At 64.8% G+C, this 23729-nt stretch carries 17 protein-coding genes; 14 read left to right on the top strand and 3 right to left on the bottom strand.

The annotated features are described in order from the left end of the window. Nucleotides 1–382 precede the first annotated feature (382 nt). Complete coding sequence (locus tag ACPDIT_RS14005; protein WP_423444490.1) at nt 383–2749, top strand: glucoamylase family protein; 2367 nt, start codon at nt 383–385, stop codon at nt 2747–2749. 210 nt (nt 2750–2959) lie between these two features. Here the strand turns inward: ACPDIT_RS14005 and ACPDIT_RS14000 are convergent, their stop codons facing one another. Next, nucleotides 2960–4021 carry a family 16 glycoside hydrolase gene (locus tag ACPDIT_RS14000; RefSeq protein WP_423444489.1) on the bottom strand — a complete coding sequence of 354 codons (1062 nt, stop codon included), beginning with the start codon at nt 4019–4021 and terminating at the stop codon, nt 2960–2962. A 384-nt stretch (nt 4022–4405) separates the two neighbouring features. Between ACPDIT_RS14000 and ACPDIT_RS13995 the strand changes: the two genes are divergently transcribed. The 7 genes from ACPDIT_RS13995 to ACPDIT_RS13965 are packed head-to-tail and all read left to right on the top strand — an operon-like array spanning nt 4406 to nt 12155. Next, entirely contained in the window at nt 4406–6982 is a 2577-nt protein-coding gene (locus ACPDIT_RS13995) for a heavy metal translocating P-type ATPase (RefSeq protein WP_423444488.1), read from the top strand. Further along, complete coding sequence (gene ccoS, locus ACPDIT_RS13990; RefSeq protein WP_423444487.1) at nt 6979–7182, top strand: cbb3-type cytochrome oxidase assembly protein CcoS; 204 nt, start codon at nt 6979–6981, stop codon at nt 7180–7182. Before ACPDIT_RS13995 ends, ccoS begins: the two co-directional genes overlap by 4 nt. Further along, nucleotides 7179–9344, top strand: a complete 2166-nt coding sequence (gene ccoN / locus ACPDIT_RS13985) for a cytochrome-c oxidase, cbb3-type subunit I (protein ID WP_423444485.1) — start codon at nt 7179–7181, stop codon at nt 9342–9344. The genes ccoS and ccoN overlap by 4 nt, the downstream gene beginning before the upstream one ends. Nucleotides 9345–9358: 14 nt before the next feature. After that, on the top strand, nt 9359–9553 hold the full coding sequence (locus ACPDIT_RS13980) for a cbb3-type cytochrome oxidase subunit 3 (protein WP_423444484.1): 195 nt from the start codon (nt 9359–9361) through the stop codon (nt 9551–9553). Next, on the top strand, nt 9546–10130 hold the full coding sequence (locus tag ACPDIT_RS13975) for a cbb3-type cytochrome c oxidase N-terminal domain-containing protein (protein WP_423444482.1): 585 nt from the start codon (nt 9546–9548) through the stop codon (nt 10128–10130). The genes ACPDIT_RS13980 and ACPDIT_RS13975 overlap by 8 nt, the downstream gene beginning before the upstream one ends. A gap of 8 nt (nt 10131–10138) precedes the next feature. Then, nucleotides 10139–11635 carry a cytochrome c oxidase accessory protein CcoG gene (gene ccoG, locus ACPDIT_RS13970; RefSeq protein WP_423444480.1) on the top strand — a complete coding sequence of 499 codons (1497 nt, stop codon included), beginning with the start codon at nt 10139–10141 and terminating at the stop codon, nt 11633–11635. Nucleotide 11636: 1 nt separating this feature from the next. Next, nucleotides 11637–12155, top strand: coding sequence for a FixH family protein (locus tag ACPDIT_RS13965; RefSeq protein ID WP_423444479.1), 519 nt, complete (start codon nt 11637–11639; stop codon nt 12153–12155). 762 nt (nt 12156–12917) lie between these two features. On the opposite strand, the gene ACPDIT_RS13960 is transcribed toward ACPDIT_RS13965, so the two are convergent. Next, a complete protein-coding gene (locus ACPDIT_RS13960) occupies nt 12918–13340 on the bottom strand; it encodes an amino acid-binding protein (RefSeq protein WP_423444477.1) in 423 nt (140 codons plus the stop codon). A 1608-nt stretch (nt 13341–14948) separates the two neighbouring features. Between ACPDIT_RS13960 and efp the strand changes: the two genes are divergently transcribed. The 4 genes from efp (at nt 14949) to ACPDIT_RS13940 (ending at nt 18484) form a co-directional block, all read left to right on the top strand. Continuing rightward, nucleotides 14949–15509: an elongation factor P gene (gene efp, locus ACPDIT_RS13955; protein WP_423444475.1), complete on the top strand. Its 561-nt coding sequence runs from the start codon at nt 14949–14951 to the stop codon at nt 15507–15509. A 615-nt stretch (nt 15510–16124) separates the two neighbouring features. Next, nucleotides 16125–16703, top strand: a complete 579-nt coding sequence (lspA, locus tag ACPDIT_RS13950; protein WP_423444473.1) for a signal peptidase II — start codon at nt 16125–16127, stop codon at nt 16701–16703. A 182-nt stretch (nt 16704–16885) separates the two neighbouring features. Further along, complete coding sequence (locus ACPDIT_RS13945; RefSeq protein WP_423444472.1) at nt 16886–17839, top strand: RluA family pseudouridine synthase; 954 nt, start codon at nt 16886–16888, stop codon at nt 17837–17839. 30 nt (nt 17840–17869) lie between these two features. Then, nucleotides 17870–18484 (top strand): CDP-alcohol phosphatidyltransferase family protein, encoded by a 615-nt coding sequence (locus tag ACPDIT_RS13940; RefSeq protein ID WP_423444470.1) that lies wholly within the window; start codon nt 17870–17872, stop codon nt 18482–18484. A gap of 55 nt (nt 18485–18539) precedes the next feature. Here ACPDIT_RS13940 and rbsK read toward each other — a convergent pair whose 3' ends face one another. Beyond that, nucleotides 18540–19463 carry a ribokinase gene (gene rbsK / locus ACPDIT_RS13935; protein WP_423444468.1) on the bottom strand — a complete coding sequence of 308 codons (924 nt, stop codon included), beginning with the start codon at nt 19461–19463 and terminating at the stop codon, nt 18540–18542. Between the two features lie 339 nt (nt 19464–19802). Here rbsK and ACPDIT_RS13930 point away from each other — a divergent pair, with 339 nt between their 5' ends. Then, nucleotides 19803–22901, top strand: coding sequence for a sensor histidine kinase (locus tag ACPDIT_RS13930; RefSeq protein ID WP_423444466.1), 3099 nt, complete (start codon nt 19803–19805; stop codon nt 22899–22901). 100 nt (nt 22902–23001) lie between these two features. Next, nucleotides 23002–23694, top strand: coding sequence for a response regulator (locus tag ACPDIT_RS13925; RefSeq protein WP_423444465.1), 693 nt, complete (start codon nt 23002–23004; stop codon nt 23692–23694). Nucleotides 23695–23729 lie beyond the last annotated feature (35 nt).

Raw genomic sequence — 23729 nt, 5'->3', positions numbered from 1 at the left:
CAGCTGGCGGGCCACAGGTGCCCCATGCCGGGCAGCAAGCCGGCCGGCCCGGGCGTTCACGGTGACTCCAGAATCTCACGGCAATACGCGGTTGGCCCTGGCCGAATTCCGCAAAACAGGTCCGACTCTCTGCCCCACGCCGCGTGGTTTGACGCAATCCCATGAGATCCGAGGCTTCCGCGGGACGGCTGCGCCGTTGACGGCCCAGGGAACGTCCGGCAGCTTGAACCCTGTGAACCTCAACCCTTGGTCCTCTCGGCGAAAGGAACCGGTGTTGCAAGCCGCAACCTGGCTCAACCCGAAGCCGCCCCGCCAAAACGTCGTCCTTTCCTGCGCCCGGTACGCCGGGCTGTCTGGGATACTGCGGTGGAGCTTCTCGGCCATGTTTGTGTTGTTGCTGGCACTGCCCTCGCACGCTCAAGGGCCATCCGACGTGCTGATCTTCTATGAAGACGATCCAACGGGCAGTGACTATTACGACGCTTCGATTGCCTGGCAGACAAACGGGAGCACGCTGGTCCTTCGTGGCGAGCCGGCTCAGAAGCTGCCGGTGCAGAATGTTTCCAGTTACACCGGGCAATGGGCCGCATGGATCGAGTGGTACTCGGCGCCCGGAGGATTCTGGCAGATCCGGATTGCGGGTGTCGGTCGGCCGGTGCGCAGCATCGTGGGGCAGTCGAACCTGGTTCTTTACGTGAACGGGCCCTCGTCCATCCCGGCCGTCCGACTCCCCGGGGTTCGGCTGGTGGATGCGACCGGAAGACAAACCACGCTGCTGGCGCTGGGGGATTATCTGCCCGCGGGGCTGGACGACGACTCCAACACCTGGCAGCGGATTGCCATCCCGCTCCGGCAATTCGGTTCCGGAGAGGGTTTCGACCCCGGCCAGTTCCAGTGGGTGAGCCTGGAATCCGACTCCCCGGACGACCGGGCCCGGACGCTCTGGGTGGACAATGTCCGTTTCACGACCCGCGTCGAGCTGCCCGGGGCCCCGGTTCGCCTGGTCGCCTACGGTGGTGATGAGTCCGTCGTAGTTCATTGGGACCCGCCCCCGGAAAGCGGCGCATTCGCCTACCGGGTCCTCGGTGCAGACACACTCGAGGGTCCGTGGGTCCGTCTGGGTCGCGATCGCACCTTCTGGCGCGCGTTTGCCGACGTCCACGCACCGAACGGTCGGCTCCGGTACTATCGCGTGGTGGCGTTGGATCCCAGCGAACAGGAGGGTGCCCCCTCTGAGCCCGTGTCGGCCATGGCCACGCCTTTTCGAGATGACGAGGCATTCCTCGATTACCTGCAACGTGCCTCCTTCGCGTTTTTCTGGTACGAAAGCAACCCCACCAACGGCCTGGTCAAGGACCGCAGCACTCCCACCTCGCCCTGCAGCATCGCGGCCGTGGGATTCGGACTGACGGCGTGGTGCATTGGAGCCGACCGGGGCTGGATCACACGCGAGCAGGCCCGGGCTCGCGCACTGGCGGCGCTGCGCACCTTCGCAGAAGCCCCCCAGGGAACCAACCGCATCGGCACCATCGGCTATCGGGGCTGGTTTTATCACTTCCTGGATATGACCAATGCCGTCCGGTTCTCGAACAGCGAGCTTTCTTCCATTGATACAGCCCTGTTGTTGGCCGGTGTGTTGTACGCACGCGAGTACTTTGACGGAGAGGAACCGGAAGAAACAGAAATCCGCCAGCGGGCTGATGCACTGCTCGACCGCGTGGACTGGACCTGGATGCTGGCCGGACGCGATTCCCTGTCCATGGGATGGCGCCCGGAAACCGGATTCTTGACGAGCCGATGGATCGGCTACAACGAGGCAATGATCCTGTATCTCCTCGGCCTGGGCGCCCGTTCCAATGCCCTGCCCGAGGGCGTGTGGGGGCACTGGGTTTCCGGATACCGATGGCGCACCAACTACGGGTACGCATATGTAGAGTTCGCACCGCTGTTCGGCCATCAATACAGCCACTGCTGGGTGGATTTCCGTTACCGGGCTGATGCATTCATGGCCGCGCGCGGCCTCACCTACTTCGAGAATTCCCGACGTGCCACTCTGGCGCAACAGGCCTACGCCATGGCCAATCCGCGTCGTCACCCCGGCTACGGTGCCACCCTTTGGGGGTTCACCGCCTGCGATGGTCCCGGGTTCGGCTCTTTCCTGGGCTACGCCGCCCGCGGAGCTCCACCGCCGGAAAACGACGACGGGACCATTGCCCCCACGGCTCCCGGAGGCAGCCTGCCGTTCGCGCCGGAGGCCTGTCTACCCACCCTGCGGCACCTCTATGACCGCTACAGACGCGAACTGTGGACCGGGTACGGCTTTCGGGACGCCTTCAACCTCGCGGCGAATTGGTGGGGTCCCGACGTGCTCGGGATTGACCAGGGTCCCATCGTGCTGATGATCGAAAACTACCGCACCGGGAATGTGTGGCGCCGGTTCATGAAATCGGAGGTCATCCGCCGCGGCCTGGACCGCGCGGGCTTCCGCGACGTACCATCCCCTCGAACCCGCATCCAAATTGAATCGGATCGCTCCCGCGTTCTGCTCCGCTGGAATGCGCTACCCGGGTTCGCCTACCAGGTGCTCTACTCTCCGGACCTTGGGCAATGGAGGCAGGTTCCAACGGGGCCCACCCTTGCCACGGAACCGGAAGCGGCCTGGGAAGACAGCGGCCCGCCCGGCACCGAGGTACCGCCAGCGTCAGTCCCGGCGCGGTTCTATCTCGTCCGAACGCTGGGCGTTCCTTAGCGAGCTGTTGAAAGGGTGCCTTTTCGCAACCGAGCAGCCACCGGCTTCCCTTGAGGAATCGAAGTCCGTTTTCCGCCCACCGACTCTTCCCGCCGCCTGTCAGGCGCAGCAGCCGATCTTGCGGGCCGGGGGCCGTTCCATCCCGACGCACTTCTCGAGTCCGGCCCCGGAGTCTGCCAAGCCTTGCGCGCCGTTTCCAGCGGCGCGCCCTCAGCGCTTGCGCCTGGCCACGTTGGCCCCTTCGCCCACGGACCAAACGAGCTCCTGCACCTGACCGTCCGGACCCGGCCGGAATTCGATTTGTACGTCGGTGGACTTGGCAAAAAAGCGGGTTTCGGACTCTGCGTACAGTCGGAGGGTCTTGCCTCCCAGGCGGGCCGTCAAATGATCCCCCTCTCGCGCAATGGTGATTTGATCGTACGTCCCCACGTAACGGTCCAGCAAACTGGCGGGCAGCAAATACTCGGGCTTGGAAGGCGGCCCCAGTTCACGCACCCAAATGTTGCGGAAGCGTACCGGGTTCCCATGGTCCTGCAAACTGATGGGGAGTTTCTCCGGGTGAGCCCGATAGGGATCGCGGTTGATCCAGTCCGTTGGGCCGGTCAACGGCACGTGATATTGTACCAGCACGCCGTTATGGAACACCGTCAACCGCGCCGGGCTCACAAGGTTGCCCTGCTCATCGAATCGGGGCGCCAGATAAACGACATCGTAGGTTTGCCATTCGCCGGGGGGACGCGAGGCGTTGACCAGGGGAGGATACTGTCCGTAGATGGCCGCCGCCTGACCGTCCGCATAGGTCTCGTTCTCATAGGAGTCGAGGATCTGGACCTCGTAGCGGTTCAAACCGAAGAACAGGCCGCTGTTGCCGCGACCCTGACCCGACCCACTTGGTTTTGCCGGCGCAGCCCACTCGATGTGGAGTTGACAGTCCCCAAAACTCCGTCGCGTCCGGATGTACCCGCTGCCCGGCGTGCACTCCATGTACCCGTCCCGAACCACCCACCTGGAGGGCGAACCGTCCATGGCGCACCAGGCCGACAGGTCCTTGCCATCAAAAAGCACGATGGCATCCGAAGGCGGCCGTCCCGCCTCGGCTTGGGTACTGGGCGTCGGCGGAACAATCACCGGCGGACGCGGCCGGTTCCGATCGTGGGGAATCCACCGTGGATCCGGGCCGGTCGGAGCCAACTCCGTTTGGGCCGGCAGTCCGCAACAAAACACACTCCAAGCCATCGCCGCCACCGATTGCAAAAGCAGGGCTCGTTTCATAGGCGCTCGGTTGAGTCTCGTTCTTCTCCGGTGTCGCACGGAAAATGACGCGCCCACCGTACGGGGCTTCCAGGTCCCAGACAAGACTCCACTTTTTCGGGCTTCCTTTTCACCCGGGGCCGACGGACAGAGAGTCCACCCCGTCTCCCACGGCAGGTCCCCGAGCACCAGGTCCCGGAGCACGGCCCAACAGCAGCCCGATGCCGGCCCCGTGCGGACGCAGGTCACCCGAGGCTCTCTCGTCAATTCCAGCCATTAGGGCTTGCTTCGGAAAATCAAGGCGTTTTTTGGCCGCCTGATGAACAACTTTTGACTTGCGCTGCCGCGGCCCTCGCGAACAATTAGCGCAAATTGTAGGGCAAGGGTTGAAGGGATTTGGGATCGATGGGGTGGATCGGGGACAGGGTCGGGGTTGCCCTCCGAAAGTCCTCCCTGCCCACGGAACCGGACACGCCGGCTCCGTCGGACCAGGGCAGGGACGGCGGCACTTCGGTCTGCCGTCATTGCGGGACACCGTGCGGAGTGGCCGCGGTGCGGAACGGCGCGCATGTCTTCTGCTGTCACGGCTGCAAAACCGTCTTCGATCTGCTGCAGCAGCATGGCCTGGGCCGCTTTTACGATCTTTCCCCCACTCCGGGACTGCGCGTAACGCAGCCGGCCGACCCCCGGCTGTTTGCGCACCTGGACGATCCGGCCGTACGGGATCGACTGGTGGAATTCAGCGACGGCCGGTTCCATCGCGTCACCCTTTCCATTCCGACCATCCACTGCGTGGCCTGTGTGTGGTTGTTGGAGAATCTCTTTCAGCTCCGGGAGGGAATCGGACGGTCGGAGGTCAATTTTGGCCGGCGCGAGCTGCATGTGACGTACGATGCGCAACGGCTCCGGCTCAGCGAGCTCGTGGCCCTGCTGGCATCCCTGGGCTACGAGCCGGTGTTCCGGCTGGGGGATACGGCCCAGCGGTCTTCTCCCGCCCAATCTGTGCGGTTATGGCTCCAGTTGGGCGTGGCCGGGTTTGCGTTCGGCAACGTCATGATGCTCAGCTTCCCGAGCTATCTCGGGTTGGAACCCCGGGACAGTCCCGGGATCCGGTGGTTCCTCGGCCTGGTCTCTCTGGGTTTGAGTCTGCCGGTGCTTTTGTACAGTGCCGCGGACTATTGGCGGGCAGCCTGGCAGGCGTTGCGTCACCGGACAGTAACCCTGGATCTGCCGATCGCCGCCGGTTTGCTCGCCCTTTTCGGTCAAAGCCTCTGGGAAATCGGCACGCAAACCGGCGAGGGTTATCTGGATTCGCTCACCGGTCTGGTATTCTTCCTCCTCTGCGGGCGTTGGTTTCAAAACAAAAGCTACGAACGGCTTTCCTTTGACGCCGATTATCAGGCGTTTTTCCCGTTGTCCGTGACCCGATGCACGGAGCAGGGCGAGGAAGTGGTGCCGGTGGCGCGCCTGCGCGTGGGAGATCGCCTTCGACTTCGCCATGGGGAGCTGCTGCCCGCGGATGCGCGGCTGGTCGAGGGCAGGGCCGAGATGGACTACAGCTTCGTCACCGGAGAAAGCGAGCCGGTGCGGCGCCGTCCCGGGGACCTGCTCTACGCAGGGGGCCAGCAAATCGGGGGCTCCATCGTGGTGGAGGTGGTCAAGCCCGTGTCGCAGAGTTATCTGAGTTCCCTTTGGGCGCGACTGGCCAGGCCCGCCGAGGAGCACCGGAGCTTTCAGACACTGACCAATCGCCTCAGCCGGTGGTTTGTCGCAGGCGTCGCGCTCGTGGCTCTTGGCAGCGCGTGGGCATGGGGGGTGACCAGCGGTCCGTCCATGGCGCTGAAAACCTTCACCGCAGTGCTCATCGTGGCTTGTCCGTGTGCCCTGGCCCTGTCAGCACCGTTTGCGCTGGGGACCGTGCAACGCTGGCTGGCCCGGAATCAGATTTTCCTCAAAAACAGCCAGGTGCTGGAGCGGCTGGCGCGAGTGACCACGATCGTCTTCGACAAAACCGGCACGCTCACCACCGCCGGCACGGATCGACTTCGGTGGGTGGGACCCGCACTGAGCCCCTCCGAACAAACGGCCGTCCGGGTGCTTGCGGAGCAATCCACGCATCCATTGGCGCGCCAACTGGCCAACTCCCTCCACGCCCTGGCGGACGAGGCCCGTGGATCCACCGCCGCGGGCTGGCCCGGTTCCCCGGGGGCCGGGCTGGAGTGGTTTCGGGAGCACCCCGGCCGCGGGATGGAGGGCCGGGTCCAGGGCCGCGAAGTCTGGCTGGGATCGGCCTATTGGTTGCGGGCGCGTGGCGTCTCCATCCCGGAAGCGTGCATGCGCACGGCTCACGCGGTTCACGTGGCCCTCGACGGCGTGTACCGCGGAAGCTTTCAACTGCAACGCGCGTTGCGCCGGGGCGCGGAGGCCCTGACACGCAGGCTCGCCGGACGATTCGAGCTGGCCCTGCTCAGCGGAGATCAGCCGCGGGAACGGGCCCTCTTTCAGCGTCTGCTGGGCCCCGGAGCGTGGATGGCTTTCCGGCAAAGCCCGGAGGACAAGCAGGAGTTCGTGCGCCGACTTCAGCAAGGGGGCCGCGTGGTCATGATGGTGGGGGATGGCCTCAATGATGCGGGCGCCCTCCGACAGAGCGACGTGGGGGTCGCCGTGGTCGAGGACATCGGCGCGTTTTCTCCCGCCAGCGACGTGATCCTGGAAGCACGACGGGTGGCCGAGCTGCCGGAGTTGCTGGCCCTGGCTCGAAACGCCGTCGGCGTCGTGTATGTGTGTTTCGGGTTGTCCCTGCTTTACAACGCGGTGGGGTTGACGCTGGCCGTCCAGGGCCGGCTGTCCCCTTTGGTGGCGGCCATTCTGATGCCACTCAGCTCGGTGACGGTGGTATCGACCGCTTGTGCGCTGGGGCTCTGGGTGGGGAAGCGATCCGGGCTTGCGTCTGCCCACGGACCGGAGGGCTGGAAACCATGAGCGTCATCTTCCTGCTGATCGGACTGAGCCTGCTGGTGGCGGGGGGCTTCCTGGCGGCTTTCGTCTGGGCCGTGCGCTCCGGCCAGTACGAGGACACGGGAACTCCCGCCTTGCGGGTGCTGGCCGAGGAGCCGTCAGCCCCGCGGTCCCGCACCGCGCCGGCATGCCCTCCGCAGCCAAACGACCGGAATCGACCATGAACACGATCGAAACCTTCAAATACGACAATCGCATCGTTCGGGCCTTCGCCTGGGCCACGGTGTTTTGGGGTTTGGTGGGGATGAGTGTCGGCCTGCTGGCGGCCTGCCAGTTGTTCTGGCCCGCGCTCAACCTCGACCTGCCCTTCACGACCTTTGGCCGCATCCGGCCCCTCCACACCAATGCGGTGATCTTTGCCTTCGTGGGCAACGGCATGTTCAGCGGCATCTATTACTCGGTGCAGCGCCTGCTCAAAACCCGCATGTACAGCGACACGCTGAGCTGGCTGAACTTCTGGGGCTGGAACCTGATCATTGTGGCCGCGGCGGTGACACTGCCCCTCGGACTGACGACCAGCAAGGAATATGCAGAACTCGAATGGCCCGTCGACATTGCGATCGCGGTCGTCTGGATCGCGTTCACGGTGAATTTGCTGGGAACCATCCTGCGGCGCCGTGAACGTCACATGTATGTGGCCATCTGGTTCTACATCGCCACGGCGGTGACGGTGGCCCTCCTGCACGTGGTGAACTCGTTGGCACTGCCCGCCGGATGGTTCAAGAGTTACTCCGTATTTGCCGGAGTGCAGGATGCGCTGGTCCAGTGGTGGTACGGCCACAACGCGGTGGCATTCTTTCTGACCACCCCTTATCTGGGCCTGATGTACTATTTCCTGCCCAAGGCCGCCGAACGCCCCGTGTTCAGTTATCGCCTCTCCATCATTCACTTCTGGGCCCTGATCTTCATCTACATCTGGGCCGGTCCCCATCATTTGCTGTACACGGCCCTGCCCGACTGGGTTCAGTCCCTCGGCATGGTGTTCAGTATCATGCTGGTCGCGCCGAGCTGGGGCGGGATGCTGAACGGGTTGCTGACGCTGCGGGGTGCGTGGGACAAAGTGCGGCAGGACCCCGTCCTCAAGTTTCTCGTCGTGGCGGTGACCGCCTACGGGATGGCGACCCTGGAGGGCCCCACGCTGGCCATCAAGAGCGTCAATGCGCTGTCCCATTACACGGATTGGACCATCGCCCATGTGCACACCGGGGCCCTGGGTTGGAACGGTTTTCTGACCTTCGGCATGCTTTACTGGTTGTTCCCGCGGCTCTATCGCACCACCCTGTGGTCCACCCGGCTGGCCAACTACCATTTCTGGATCGGATTGCTGGGCATGATGTTTTACGTCGTGCCGATGTATGTGAGCGGCGTCACGGCGGGACTAATGTGGAAGCAGTTCACCAGTGACGGGTTTCTGCAGTACGGAAACTTTCTGGAGACCACGCTGCGGCTGCTGCCGATGTATCAATTGCGGGCCCTGGGCGGCGCACTGTACGTCACCGGCGTGATTCTCATGATCGTGAACCTGTATCGAACCGCCCGTCAGGGCCAGTTCGAACCCGAGACCGAGGCGCAAGCCCCGGCGCTGCGGCCCGCCCCGGCCCCCGCCACCGTCAAGTGGAATCATCGCTGGTTGGAGGGCGTGCCGGTGACCTTCACCGTGCTGGCCACGCTGGCCGTGCTGGTGGGCGGGCTGGTGGAAATTGTGCCGATGCTGCTGATCTCGTCCAACGTGCCCAGAATCGCCGGGGTCCAACCATACACCCCCCTGGAGCTCCTCGGTCGGGACCTCTACATCCGGGAGGGATGCGTGGGCTGCCATTCGCAGATGGTGAGGCCCTTCCGATCCGAAACGGAGCGTTACGGTGAATACTCCAAGAGCGGCGAATTCGTTTTCGATCATCCTTTCCTCTGGGGCTCGAAGCGGACGGGGCCGGACTTGCACCGGGTGGGCGGCAAATACCCGGATGCCTGGCATTACAACCACATGAACGACCCCCGGAGCACATCGCCGGGCTCGATCATGCCCCGGTATCCCTGGTTGCTGACCCAGAAACTGGATCTCACCCCGCTGCCCGCCCGCATCCGCACATTGCGCCGGCTCGGCGTCCCCTACCCGCCCGGTGCGGAGGACACGGCCATTCAGGAGGCCTGCGCACAGGCCGAGCACATCGTGGCCAATCTCAAGGCGGGCTCCGTGGAAGCCGAACCGGACCGCGAAATCATCGCGCTCATTGCCTATCTCCAGCGCCTGGGGCGCGACATCAAACAACCCGCGCCGGTCCCGGCCACCGCGGCGACCCTGTCCGGACCCGGCGCACAGCCCTGAACAGGAGGCGCGCCATGATCAAGGATGTGATCGAACACGTCGGAGGCATCCGCCTGTACGGCATCGTGTCGCTCCTCCTGTTTTTCGCCGTATTTGTAGGCGTGCTGGTCTGGGCGTTCCGGCTGGACCGGGCCCGTTTGGACAGCGCTGCTCGACTGCCGTTGGAAACCGATTCCGTGAACTCCCGAAAGGAGGACCCCCATGAATGAAACTCGCGATCCGTTGTTACTGGACCACGACTATGACGGCATTCAGGAGTTGGACAACCAGTTACCGCGCTGGTGGGTCTGGCTTTTTTATGGAACCATCCTTTTCTCTGCTCTGTACCTCACGCACTACCATGTGTTGGGAAAGGGCAAGTTGATGATCGCCGAATATGAGGAGGAGATGCGCATCGGAGAACAAATCAAACAGGCAGCCATGGCGCGGTTCGAACAGGAGATGGAAACCCTGAAACCCTCGCAGGACCCCGCCATTCTCGCTCAGGGCAGAGAACTGTTTGCTAAGCTTTGCGCGCCCTGTCATCGGGCGGACGGCGGCGGATTGGTGGGGCCCAACCTCTGCGACGATTACTGGATTCACGGAGCGGAGTTCCGGGACAACCTGCGGACCATCTATCACGGTGTGCCGGAGAAGGGGATGGTCGCCTGGAAGACCGTGCTGAAACCGCGGGAGATTCACGCGGTGGGCAGTTACATCTACACGCTGCGGGGGAGCAACCCGCCCAATCCCAAGCCCCGCGAGGATCAGGCGCCCCAGCCCACCGGGCCCAGCATTTACGAGTGAGCGGCCCCTTGAAAGCAGCCCGCTCCACAGACTCCGGTTCTGCCGGTCCCTCCGGGACCGCACGGATTCCTCCCGGGCGCGGCGCCCGGGCGGAGTCGGCCGCGGACTTCCGCAGCCATTTGGCCACGGCGGATGTGCGGGGACGACGCATCTGGCTGTATCCCCGGAAGCCCCGGGGTCGCTATACCCGCGCACGCCGTTGGGTCAGCGCAGTTCTGCTGCTCGTGCTGGCGGTGGGGCCCTTCGTCACCATTGAGGGCCATCCGCTTCTGATGCTGAATGTCGTCGAGCGGCGTTTTTCCATCCTGGGCAGGGTCTTTTGGCCGCAGGATGCGGCCGTGTTCGCCCTGGGCCTGCTGCTGTTCTTCACGGCGATCGCCGTTTTCACCATGGCGTTTGGCCGACTGTGGTGCGGGTGGACCTGCCCGCAGACGGTATTCATGGAAATGGTCTTCCGCCCGATCGAATACTGGATCGAAGGGGATGCTCCGGAGCAGCGGGCGCTGAATGCGTCCCCCTGGACGGCGCGCAAGGCCGCCAAAAAACTGACCAAGCACGCCATTTTCCTGGTGCTCTCGTTTGTCATTGGGAATCTGTTTCTCGCGTACATCCTGGGGGGCCGGGCTTGGTGGGCCCTGGTCACCGATGACCCGCGGCGACACACCACCGGCCTGGGCTTCATGCTGCTGTTCACACTGGTCTTTTACGGTGTGTTTGCGCGGTTTCGGGAGCAGGCCTGCACCTTCATATGTCCGTATGGACGGTTTCAGTCGGTCTTGCTCGACGAGCACTCCCTGGTGGTGGCCTACGACTACAAGAGGGGCGAGCGACGCGGCCGCTGGCGCCGCGACCAGACTCCGGCAGAGCGGGCGGCCGCCGGGTTGGGTGACTGCATCGACTGCCGCCGGTGCGTCGAGGTCTGCCCCACCGGAGTGGACATCCGGAACGGGACCCAAATGGAATGTGTGCATTGCACGGCGTGCATGGATGCCTGCGATGCGGTGATGGACCGAATCGGGCGCCCCCGCGGCTTGATCCGCTACGCTTCGCTGAACGGCATCGAGCGGGGCGAACGACTCCGGCTCACGCCGCGCATGCTCCTCTACAGTGCCGTGCTCCTGGCGTTGCTCTGCGCCCTGGGAGCGATTCTGGCCACCCGCTCCCCCGTGGATGTCACTCTCTTGCGCGCCCCCGGAAGCCTTTTCCAGCGAACGCCGGAGGGTCGGATCAGCAATCTTTACCAGCTGAAAATCGTCAACAAGACCTCCGCACCAATGCCGGTGGAACTGCGCCTGGAAGAACCCGCCGGACGCTTGACGGTTTTCGGAGCCCCTTTGCAGGTTCCGGCGGCCGATCTGCTGCAAACCTCGGTCTTGGTGGAACTGGAGCCGGAACAAATCGTCTCCAGCTCTTTGTCGGTGCGAATCGGCGTTTACCAGGAAGGAAAGCGGGTGAGCACGGTTCGAACCGCCTTCCTCGGTCCCTCATCCCAGGCGCATCCCTGACATGCTCCCCCAAACTCCACGCGCTGCAGGCTCACACTGGCCCTTGGGCTTGACCCTGGCGTTCGGCCTCTTTCTGGCCGGCACCCTCACGCTGATCTGGGTAAGTCGCCGGGCAAATCTGGATCTGGTACGGCCGGATTATTACGAGGCTGAGTCCGGGCTCGACGAGGAACTGGCGCGGCGGCGTCGGGCCGCCGAGCTGCCCCATCGGTTGCAGGTGAGTGTCAACCCCGCCGCTCGACTTCTGCGACTGCAGTTGCCGCCGGGGCATCTTTCCGCCCGGGGCCGGTTGCAGCTCTATCGACCCTCGGCTGCAGCGCAGGATCAGGAATACCCGTTGGAATGCGACGCTTCCGGAGGCCAGACCATCTCGTTGCAAGACTTGGCGCCGGGACTCTGGCGTCTGCGCGTAACCTGGCGGGTGGCAGAAACAGAATACGCGGAGGTCTCCGAGTTCGTCTTGCCCCCGGATCCGCGTGACACCCCGGCGGACCCGCCTGCCAACACGGAGAAACGCTGACGAGGAGCGTTGAATCCTGACCGCAGAGATCCCAGCAGCGGGGCTGATTGCTCCCCGGCTTCGGACGCACGACTTTGAAGGCCGTGCCTCGTGGCCGGGAACGGTCCGACCGTACGTGGCTCCCAACCAGCCTCGGGCGGACTCCTGCGAGTCGGCTGCGATGGGCCACCGCGGGGCGCAAACGCATGGCACATCCATCCATCCGCGGTGGTTTTGGGCGCAATGACCCTCACAAGGCGCTCGGTGGCGCGTGTGCAGCCAACCGGATGGGACAGGCAAACCGATGGCCTTCCCGGCTTTGTCTCGAACGCGATTTGCAGGTCGTGGGAGAAGCCTTGTTTTGGTGGAAACCCTTCGCTCGAAGTTTCGAGGAAACCTGCGTGCGTTTTCTCGGCACAACGACTTTCTCGACAAGTTCCGGAGAAATATGCGGGGCCAGCAGCCGCACCGCGACGGGTTGTGACCCAGATTCGAGCTCACCCCTTGGCTAGACGCGGCCGCCCCCCATGGCCTTGCGGGGATGGAGCGCGCATGCCTTCACGACCAAGATCCCTCAGACAAACGGGGCCAACTGAGTGTCTCAACGTCTGCGCGCGTTTCAGGGGAGGAACCGCGGGCCGTAACTCGGCAAAAACCAACGTTGGAACGTACACCCGCCGGGCACGAAGGCGGGGCCCTCCCCCTTCCCCGAGGCCGGTGCCGGAAAATGGGAACCGCCTGCCCGGGAATCCCGGGCCTCCAAATCCGCCCGTCGGGGCCGATTCAGCCCCGGAGGCTCTTCAGGGCCTTCAGGGCCTTGGCGGCGTCTTCGTCCGTGTCGAACGCGAGGTGGCAAACAAACTTCCGGCCGATCGCCGCGCCCGAGAAACCGCGCAGGTTCAATCCTTGATCGGCCAGGGTCTGGGTGATCCGTGCACCTTGTCCGGGTTTGTCCGCACCCTCCAAACGCAAGGCATGCAGGCTGTCGGCTTTCTTGAAGCCGGCAGCTTCCGCGGCGCGGACTCGCTTGGGGCCTTTGATGGGGGTCACGAACACCACACCTGTCCCGGGCTTGTCCGGCTGACGCCTTGCGAGGACGAACTCCAAGTTACAACCAGCAGCGGCAAGCGCCTGCAATTTTGCCGCCAGCGCACCTGGTTTGTCTTCGATCTCTGCTGCCCACACGTCTGCACGTTGAACTTTCATAGGCTGCTCACGGTTGGAACGCTGTCGGGTTGAATCGGGTTACGCAGAGTAGAATATCCTGCACGGGTGCCCGTTCTGTCAAACGCCCGGGCCTGCCATGTGGGGATTCGAAAGCCGACTTGCTCGAAAGGGCAAAAGAACGTAAGAAACGCCGCCCCCGGCAGAGCCTCTCGGGGCCCGAAAAACAGCCTCCGCGAGCCTCGAAATGACCCAAACCGGGACCGCGACGAAAGTGTTCACCTGTGCCGGGGCCACTTGGATCAGGGCGGCGTGAGTCCGGACCGGAGGAACCGGACTTCGTTACGCGGCCCGCTCCTGGCGAACCACCCCGGAGTGCTCGTGCACTTTTGTGACTTTGTAAATCTTGCCCCCACCGAAGACACGGCGAGTTTCTGAAATGTTCACGCCGCACGGACCTGTCGGACTGTGGGGTCCAAATGCCGCGCGCCTTGCGACTGGGTACTCGCCCAAGGTACCTCTGCCCAACCAGAAACCTGGCCGTGCGAATCGGTCAAAAGGCCACGTCCCAAGCCACGTCTGAATCACCGCGCCGGCACGTGCCAACCATTTCGCCCGCAAATGGTTGTGCAATTCCCCTGCGCGACTTCGTCTGCCAAAAATCAGCGAGTTGAATGACCGGGCCCTCGCGGATTCTCCGAGTTACGCGCCCGTTTGTGTCGCCCTTGTCTGCGGCCCTTGCGGGGTTCGGCCGGGCCCCTGGGGGTGCACAACCCGCGGCCGGGTCGGCATCGAACAGTTGACTGGTCCCAACGGATCTGCAGGCAAGCGAATCGGCCCCACACTTCTGCGTTCTTTTGAAAGCGAAACTGGAGGTGCGCCTTTTCATTGGTCGGCGCATTCTTGTCTGCGGACATGCCCAGAAAGCTCCGCTGGATTCATGGGGGTCGGCGAAGGAAAGCCGAGGCCAGAAGGTACTCCCTCCGTATCCTTAATCCGGGGTTCAAAAACGGAAATGCCTCCTCCGCCGTCCATGAGCTGCACGGGCGGCTTCAGGTTCTCGCGGGCCTTTTTCCTTCGCCGGCCCAAGGCAACGCTCCCGGCGCTTCCTAGTCCGGACCGGCCTCGTTCTCGAAGAGCGCAGCCCGAGCCCCCTATCGCCCGGTCCATGGGTGCTCTATGAAATTGCCGCCGACTCACAGCGGGATTGTGCAGAATCCCGTGACCAGGGCGTTGCCCCGGGCTGGCAGATTCCCGCCCCGTTGGGTCGGACCCAGGCCGCACCAAAGACGCAGAACCTTTCCGACCCTTGACGGGATGGGTAGGCATGCATTTGCGGCGAGGGTTTTGGGCGATCGTCGCCCGCACTGTTCGCAGGGGCAGGGTCCGGCGCTGCAGAGCCGTGTCCCGCGCGGTTCCGGTTTGGGACACCCCTGAAGAGCTCAGGAGCATTTCGGGTTTCTGTGGCAGGAGAAAGCCGAAGGAAAATGCCGTTTACTTGGGATTCCCGAATCCGGGACTCAAAAGCGGAAACGGGCCCTTTGCTGGGAGGCCCCCTGTTGGGGGGCTTGCTTTTCACCTTTCGCAGTGTATCCTATGCGGTCCCGCCTGGAGCAGGCGCGGGAAGGCAAGGTATCAGAAGCATCATTTATGGCTATTGCAGCGAACGATCTTCGCCGCGGGATGGCGATCGATTACAACGGTGACATTTGTGTGGTCCTGGATGTGCAGCATCGGACGCCGGGCAACCTGCGCGCCTTCGTCCAGGCCACGCTGCGCAGCATTCGGACGGGCAAATCCTCCGATGTGCGCTTCGGCTCCACGGAGCGGGTGGAAACCGTCCCGCTCATCAGCCGTCGGATGGAGTTCAGTTACAAGGACGGCGAGGACTACGTCTTCACGGACCCGGAGACGTTCGAGACCGTAACCCTTCCGCCCGAGTTGGTCGGCGAGGCCAAGTACTACTTGGTGGAAAACGGCAGCGTGACCGTGACGTTTGTGGAGGACAAGGCGGTCATGGTGGAGTTGCCGCCCTCGGTGGTTTTGACGGTCAGCGAGGCTCCGGAGGGGGTGCGCGGCGACTCGGCCAACAACGTGATGAAGCCGGCGGTGCTCGAGACGGGGTTGAGCCTCCAAGTGCCGCTGTTCATCAAGGCGGGCGAAAAAATCCGGGTCGATACCCGCACGGGCAAGTACATCGAGCGCGCCTGAGCGCGGGGTGCGGTGCTCCGTCCCGGTGCAGGCGCCCGAGGGCACGCCGACCGTGGTTCGGCCGCAAGAGGGAAGCCGGGCCGCGAGCCTCCGGATCAGGGCCGGTCGGAGCCGCTACTGCATTGAGAGGGGCCGGTACTGCGCGGGCGGCTGGCAGGCGGACCATGCAGGTGATCGGAGCGCCCGGGCTCGCCTTGGAGTGGGCACCGGGTTGCCATTTGGACGCCACCCCCGGCCAGACGACCGTCTGTCCATCGTGGCTGCCCGGTGAGGCGGGATCAGATCCGCAGCTCCCGCAGTGGTACCGGATTTGGACAGCCCCGATGGCGAGAGGGACGGCGAGGCCCGTGGCACCGGCCACGCTGTTGGAGGGATGAGAAGCAGGGCGGCGACAGGAACACGAACCCTGGCCGCGCCCAATCCCCGTGGGCGCGATGCGTGGCCCAGCGGAAGCAGCGGAAAGGATTGTCGGGTAGCGCCTTTTGCAGCTAGATTCGGGCAGGCAAGCGGGGTCGAGGAACGTGCCATCTGCAGATCCGCACCGGCGCAACGTCGGACACGGCCAGCGGGTTCGGATGCAGAGCGGACAGGTTGTCCCCCTTGTCGAGTAGGGCCATGGCTTGGTTGAAGAGGATATGGAGCCCGCCGGTTCGGCGCATCTGGTTGGTGGCGCTGGGTCTGTATTTGCTGGACCAGGCGACAAAGGCCATGGTGCTGAGCTGGCTGCACTACGCTCAGGAACGAGTGGTGATCGAAGGCTTTTTCAAGGTGGTGCATTGGGGGAACACCGGCGCGGCTTGGAGCCTCTTTCGTGGGAATAACGATCTGCTGGCCTTGGTGGCGGTGCTTGCTTTGGTGGTGCTCTGGTTGTACCGGCATCATTTCGAACTGGAGAGTACTCTGGGCCAGGTGGCGTTTGGCGCGGTGCTGGGCGGGATAGCGGGGAATTTGACGGATCGGGTGCGCATCGGGCACGTGGTGGACTTTCTGTATTTCCACGTGGTGCGGGCGGACGGCAGCGAGTGGGGATTTCCCGCCTTTAACGTGGCCGACAGTGCCATCTGCGTGGGGGTGGCGGTTGTCTTTTGGTTGAGTTGGCGTGCGGGTGCACGGGTGAAGACGGCCGTGCCGGCGGCGCCTCGGGCCGCCTCGGATCCGCAGGCCCCGGACATGAAGGGGCCTCCGGGTTCATGAGGTTGCCGCGATGGACTGCCGGGGTGAGACAATACGCCGGCAGTCCGACGGCTCTCAGCCCGCTGACTCCGGGTTGAAGGGAACATGGGCTGCTGCACATTCGAGGATCTGGACGCGCTGTTGTCCCGCGCCATGTTGGTTCCGGCCGTCCGGCACGAAGCGTGCCTTTTGTGACGGGTCCCATGCCAAACCTCGAGCGGTTTGTCATTGAGCAGTCGGCTCCCGGCGAGCGGATGGACGTGTTTTTGCGCCGTCGTTATCCGGCCATGTCGCGCATGGCCATCCAGCGCCTGATCGAGGAGGGCTTCATTCGGGTCGACGGCCGGCGCATCAAACCCACCCACACGCCGCGCGCGGGGGAGACTGTGGAGGTGGAGTGGCCGGAGGCCCGCCCCGCGGCGGTGCGGCCCGAGCCGATTCCGTTGGAGGTGTTGTACGAGGACGACCATTTGGTGGTGGTGAACAAGCCGCCGGGCCTGGTGGTGCATCCGGCGGCGGGGCACGAAAGTCAAACGCTGGTCAACGCGCTGCTCCATCATTGCGCCGGGCGCTTGAGCGGGATCGGCGGGGTCAGCCGGCCGGGGATCGTGCATCGACTCGACAAAGACACGAGCGGAGTGATGGTGGTGGCCAAGACCGATACCGCGCATCTGGGACTGGCGCGACAGTTTGCGGCGCGTCAAGTGGCCAAGGTGTATCATGCGCTGGTTTGCGGCACGGTATTGCACGATCAGGGATCCATTCGCGCGGCCATTGCACGACATCCCTCCCACCGGAAGTGCATGGCGGTTTGTGAGGAGCGGGGCCGGGAGGCACTCACGGACTATCGCGTGTTGGAGCGGCTTCCGGATGCGACGCTGGTCGAGGCGCGTCTTCACACGGGCCGAACCCATCAAGTTCGGGTTCATTTCCAATACATGGGCCACCCCTTGGTGGGAGATTTGGTGTACGGGCGCCGGGCGAACCGTCGGTTGGCGGAACGATATGGGTTCGATCCGCCCCGACAGATGCTGCACGCCACGCAGCTGACCGTGGTCCATCCGGCGACCGGGGAACCCATGACCTGGGAGGCCCCCTGGCCGCACGATTTTGACGAAACGTTGCGGCGTCTGCGGGCCGGTCCGGTGATCACCTGAGCCGTGCACCCTGCGACCGAGGATTCAACGATGTGGACGTTGCCGAATCTTCTGAGTTTGATGCGGCTGTTCCTGGTGCCGGTGTTGCTTGGGCTGGCGTGGGTGGGCAAAGGAGCCGCGTTTTTTTGGGTGCTGGTCGGGTCGCTGGGTACGGACGCGCTGGACGGGTATTTGGCCCGTCGAATGAATCAGCTCACCGAGCTGGGCGCGCGGCTGGACAGTTGGGCCGACTTGACGACATGGCTGGTGCTGCCGCTTTGTGGCTGGTGGCTGCGTCCGGCGGCACTGATGGCGGAGCTGCCCTGGCTGGCCGCAGGTCTGGGGGGCTACGTGGCTTCCGTGCTTGTGGGCTGGTGGAAGTTCCGGCGCCTTATCGCTTATCACACCTGGGGCGCCAAGGCGCTGAGCTGGCTGGCCGGCGCCGCGGTCTTGGTGTTCTTCGCAGGAGGGCCGGGCTGGGTGTTGCGGGCCTTGACGCCGTTTGTGTTGCTGTCTGCCTTGGAAGAAGTTGCCATTACCCTGGTTCTGCCCCGATGGCAGGCCAACGTACCCACGCTGTGGCATGCCTGGCTTCTGCGGCGGAACGGGGTCGAACTGACCGCCGGCTCGTCGGCTGCGCCTGCGCCCCACGCGGATCCCCCCTGAAAGGGAGACAGCCAGCCGCGGATTGAAGCTTGAGCCGCGCCCGCCGCTCTCCGGCTCAGCTGTGCTGCTTCAGGAACTGCTCGATTTCCGCCCGGGTGGGCGCGGAAGGCTGCGCCCCCCACCGTGTCACAGATATGGCCGCGGCCGCACTGGCAAATCGGACGGCCTCGAGTAGCGGCTTGCCCTCGGCCAGGGCCACCGCCAGCACACCGTTGAAGACGTCGCCGGCGGCAGTCGTGTCCACCGGCTCCACGGGAAACGCGGGCACGTGAACATGCAGTCGGGACACCTCCACGTGCGCCCCCTGTTCTCCCAGGGTCACGATCACAGTGGGAACCCCGCGCTGGCGCAGGCGCGCCGCCGCGCGGGCGGCGGATTCCGGGTTGGTGACCTCGATTCCGGTCAGGGCCGTGGCTTCGCGTGCGTTCGGGGTGAGAATGGAAACATGCCGGAGCAGCTCACCGGGCAGGGGCTGGGCCGGTGCGGGATTGAGGATGACCGGCACGTGATGGAATGCGGCCAGTTCCACCGCCCGTTGCACGGCACTCAAGGGGACCTCCAGTTGCACCAGCACCATTTGCGCGGCCCCGAATGCCTCGCTGGCCCGCTGCACGTCGGCCGCGGAGAGCCGGCTGTTGGCCCCGGGAGCAACGGCGATGGTGTTCTGCCCGGCCGGTCCAACCAAAATCAAGGCCACTCCGGATCGCTGCTGGCGGTCCGTCACCACGTAATCCACGGCAATGCCATCCTTGCGGAAGCCTTCCAGGGCCATCTGACCAAACGTGTCATCGCCGACGCGGGCCACCAAGGTGACCTCGGCGCCGGCCCGCGCAGCGCTGACCGCCTGGTTGGCGCCCTTGCCGCCCCCGGCCGAAACAAACTCGCCGCCCAACACGGTCTCGCCGGGTGCCGGAATGCGCGGCACCCGCACGATCAAATCCGTGTTGGAACTGCCCACCACCAGAATCCGGGGTCTCATGTATATACCGATCCACTCCGGCGGTTATCGCCCCCACCCTGCCCTCGCGGCCCTAGTGCCGCCTCCTGCGAACCGGATCCCGCAAGCATGCACGGGCCCGACAAGATGGGCCCAAGATATCACCGGACCGGAGGCTGCGCCATGAAATGTGGCCTGCCGCGTTCGCAACCCCGGGCGCCCGTCCCCTTCGCTTGGATGGGTCGATAACACTCTGGGCTCGCAAGATCGCATGCACGCAGAACCACAGGGATTCTGCGGTTTCCCATCCTGTGCAGGCAAGGGTACCACCCGCCGCAGCTCTTGTGAGGTGGCGCCGGGGTGCATAAGGTGGAACAGCACATGAAACACGGCGGGCCGACAAGCGCCAGTCGGCAGGAGGGGAACAGCCCCGCGCACCGGGCCAAGGGCCTCCTCTTGCTTGCGGTCGGTGCGCTCGGCGTTGCCTCGCTCCCGGCCCAAAACCCGGCTCCGGACGGCGGTTTCCTGTGGCGCAGCTGGGATGCGGACCACGGGCTCCCTTCCGCGCGGATCAATGCGCTGGCCACCACGAGCGATGGCTTTTTGTGGATCGCGACACCGGCGGGACTGGTGCGGTTCGACGGATTGGAGTTTACGGGGTTTCATGCCTCCAACACCCCGGCGCTGGGCGACAGCCGGGTATTGTCGCTGCACGTGGATGCCGGCGGGCAGCTTTGGGCCGGTACGGCCGACGGCCGGTTGCTGCGTCACGAGCCCAGCGGCTGGGTCCGGGTTGCTTTGCGCGGTGAGCGAGCCACCCAGGGGCGCAGCGTGCTGAGCCTGGGCAGTGACCGGGAAGGCCATTTGTGGCTGGGGACCGACGGCGCCGGTCTGCTGCGAGTGTCTCCGCAGGGCGATGTGGAGGGATACGGCCCTGACCACGGTCTGCCAACAACCACGGTTTCGCAGGTGCTCCTGGATGCCCAAGGCCAGTGCTGGGTGGTGTGTGCGGGTCGGCTGGGGCGATGGACAAACCGTGAGTGGACGCCCGTCCCGTTGCCCGATGATTCGAATTCCTCGGTGCGATGGGTTGCCTCCGCGCGCGCGGGGGGGCTCTGGGTGGCGGCCTCCTCGGCAGGGCCCTTGGGCATCCGCGGGACCCGCGTGTACCGGTGGCACGACGGCACGTGGTCGGAGCCGCTGACGCCCTACCCATGGCCCCAGGATTCCACCCGATCGCGCGCGCAGGTGATCTACGAGGATCGACAGGGACGGGTCTGGTGCGCCACCGCGGGCGGAGGCGTCTTCGTTCATCAGGCTGGCACGGGATGGATCGAGGCTTCGGCGGGGCTTTCGCCTGCGCAATTGCAGGTGCAATGTCTGACCGAGGACGATCAGGGGATGATCTGGGTGGGCACCCGCACCCTGGGCCTGTTTCAGGTGCGGCCGCGGCCCGTGCGCGCGCTCCATTTGCCACCCGAGTTTCGTCCGCACGTGTTCCTGAGCACCTGCACGGACGAGCATGGCCGCATCTGGGGCGGCACCGACGGGGCCGGCTTGTTCGTTTGGGAGGCCGGCCACTGGAGGCAAATCGGGCCCGCGCAGGGCCTGACCAGTCGCTATGTCCCGGTGTTGCTGCTGGACCGGCATGGGACGTTGTGGGTGGGCACGTTCAGCGGGTTGTATCGCTCGGGTGGCGACCGGTTCGAGCGGGTGCCGCATCCGCCGGCGTTGACGCAGAGCATCACCGCGCTGATGGAAGATCGTGCCGGGCGGATCTGGGCCGGCGCACAGGGAGGACTGGTCTGTCTGGACGGAGACTTGTCGCGCACCTACGGATCGGAGTCCGGGTTGCCGCTGACGCCGGCCCGGGCGCTGGCCGAGGATGGCCTTGGCCGGATCTGGGCTGCGATTCCGGGCGAGGGACTCTTCCGGCAGGAAGGGGACGTTTTTGAGCCGGCCGGTTCTCCGGATCATCCCGCGCTGCGGGCAATTCGAAGCATGACGTTCGACGAGGAGGGACGCCTGTGGTTCGTCACGCTGGGCTACGGGTTGGGCTGTGTGGAGGGAGGTGTGGTTCGGACGTGGACAACGAGTGCGGGGCTGCCCAGCGACCACCAGCTTGCGCTGCTTCGACAGGGAGCGCTGCTCTGGATCGGCAGCGAGAACGGGATTTTCGCCGTGAACCCGAGCATGCTGTTGAGCCCGGGGACAGGCCCGGAAGGGCGACTTCGTTTGCATCGGCTGACGCCGCAGCACGGCTTGGCCTACAAGGTGTGCACCGGGCTGGGCCAGCCGAGCGCGCACGTCACGTCGGATGGAATCTTGAGCTTTCCCAACGGCGCTGCCATTGCGCGCTTCCATCCCGAGGCGTCGCTGGAACGGCCGCGCGTCTGGCCTCCGGTCCTTCACGGGGTTTGGGTGGACGGCACGCCGCTGCCGATGGGTTCTGACAATCGCCTGGAGATCCGCTCGGGTGCAGTGTCCTATGAATTCCAGTACTCGTCGCCGAATCTGGTGGCGCCGGAGAGAATCCGCTATCGCTACCAGCTCGAAGGGTTGGATCGACAACCCGTGGAAGCCGGGGCGCGGCGTTCGGCCTTCTACAACCGCCTGCCGCCCGGGCAATACCGTTTCCGGCTCTGGGCCAGTGCCGGGGACACCGAATGGGTGGAGGCCCGCACCTCGCTGTTGCTCGCAATCCTGCCGCGGTGGTGGGAGCGAAGGTCCGTGCAACTGGCCGGGCTGCTCAGCATGGTGGGGCTGATTTCGCTCGGGGTCTGGCGCTGGGAACGGAACCGGTCGCGCCGGCGCATGGAGCATCTGCGGTGGCAACGGGCCATGGACCTCGAGCGGCAACGCATTGCCCGCGACATCCACGACGACCTGGGCAGCGGGTTGACGGAGATCATCCTGTTGAGCGACACGTTGCGGGAAGAAAGCAGCAGTCAACCCGCCGCGCGAAGACTGGCCGAGGAGATCGCCGCGTGCGCACGCCGGCTCACCCGTGCCATGGACGAAGTGGTTTGGGCCATCAATCCGCGCCACGACAGCCTCGAAAGTCTGTTGACCTACCTGAACCGCTTCGCGCAAGACCACCTGAATCGCGCAGGAATCCGTTGCCGTTGGGACGTACCCCTGGAGGTGCCGGCACTGCCGCTGTCGGCCGAGACGCGGCATCATCTCTACCTGGCGTGCAAGGAGGCACTGCACAATGTGGTAAAACACGCCGGGGCCTCCGAGGTGTGGGTCCGATTCCAGATGAACGGGGCCTGTTTCGAACTTTCCATCGAGGACAACGGGCGCGGGTTTTCCCCGGAATCGGCCGCGAAAGGCAACGGCCTGCGCCACATGGACCAGCGTTTGTCGGAGATCAGGGGCAGTTGCCGCATCGAGAGCCAACCGGGCCGGGGCACCCGCGTGGTTTTCCGCGTGGTGAGTCCGCCGCGCCCGCGCGTGGGGACCTCACCGGAGGCATGAGTCGTGGGAGATTCCCGCAGCGCCGTGCCCCGGCCAAGGGCCCACCCCGCCGGCGGAGATGGCCCGTTTTGGCGACTGGCCCTCCCTCCCCTGCCCTGCCATGCTGGGCTTCGCACAGGATATGGACACGACCATTCCAGTGGCGATTGTGGAGGACGACGACGGGGTTCGAGCCAAGCTCGTTCAGGCCATCAACCGGTTCAAAGCGTGCCGGTGTGTGGGCGATTACGCCACCGCCGAACAGGCGCTGGAGCAGTTGCCGGCCGCGCGGCCCCGGGTGGTGCTGGTGGACATTCACCTCCCGGGCCTGAGCGGCATTGAATGCGTCCGGCGGTTGAAAGCGGCCCATCCGGACATCGAGTTTATCATGCTGACCGTTTACGAGGACACGGACACGGTCCTGAGCGCGCTGACCGCCGGTGCAAGCGGGTACCTCCTCAAGCAAGCCACACGGGAGGAACTTTTGGAAGCCATTCAACAGGTCCACGCCGGGGGGTCGCCCATGACCAGTCACATCGCCCGCAAGGTCGTCCAATCCTTTCGGCAACCAGCGCCACCCGGAACCGATTTGCCGAACTTGACCCCGCGCGAACAGCAGGTGCTCGAGTTGTTGGCCAAGGGCTACATTTACAAGGAAATTGCCAGCAGCTTGAACATCAGTTACGCCACGGTGCACAACCACATCCGAAAGATTTACGAAAAGCTGCGCGTGCGCTCCCGTACCGAGGCCGTGGCCAAGTATCTCACACGGGAAAGCCCCGGCGCGCGCCCCGGCCCTCGGGAAGCAATGTAAGGACAAGGAGCGCGAGGGCATCACGGACCCCACGC

It is taken from the genome of Limisphaera sp. VF-2, from assembly GCF_049537125.1.
GTDB lineage: Bacteria > Verrucomicrobiota > Verrucomicrobiia > Limisphaerales > Limisphaeraceae > Limisphaera.
This window is presented reverse-complemented; position numbering and strand designations above follow the sequence as displayed.